1 protein-coding gene is annotated in these 321 nt (G+C 56.4%); it reads left to right on the top strand.

Going from position 1 to position 321, the window contains the following annotated elements; all coding sequences use genetic code 11:
* Positions 1 to 124: 124 nt before the first annotated feature.
* Positions 125 to 321, top strand: a 197-nt coding sequence (locus tag F2P45_RS34915; protein WP_166882736.1) for a DNA polymerase ligase N-terminal domain-containing protein, incomplete at its 3' end; no start/stop codon positions are given.

The following is a 321-nucleotide window of genomic DNA, read 5'->3' as shown; positions in this document are numbered from 1 at the left end:
CCAGTTGACGCGATTTACAACTACTTACAATCAGCCGGGAAAGTCGCTCAGTTAGCTGGCGAACAGTCGTTCTGTCCGCTTGGCCCCAAAATCGGTAAAAAACCACACTCACGAGGTTGCCGCCATGCCGGATGCATTAACGGTGTATCAGTCCAAACGCGATTTTTCGATTACGTCCGAACCGGCCGAGGGAGGTGAGGCGACTCCCGGTGCACTCACCTTCGTCATCCAGAAGCACTGGGCCAGCCGCCTGCATTACGACTTTCGGCTGGAACTGGACGGCACCATGAAAAGCTGGGCCGTGCCCAAGGGGCCCAGTTA

This window comes from Massilia mucilaginosa (assembly GCF_011682145.1).
Taxonomy (GTDB): Bacteria; Pseudomonadota; Gammaproteobacteria; order Burkholderiales; family Burkholderiaceae_D; genus Telluria_A; species Telluria_A mucilaginosa.
This window is presented reverse-complemented; position numbering and strand designations above follow the sequence as displayed.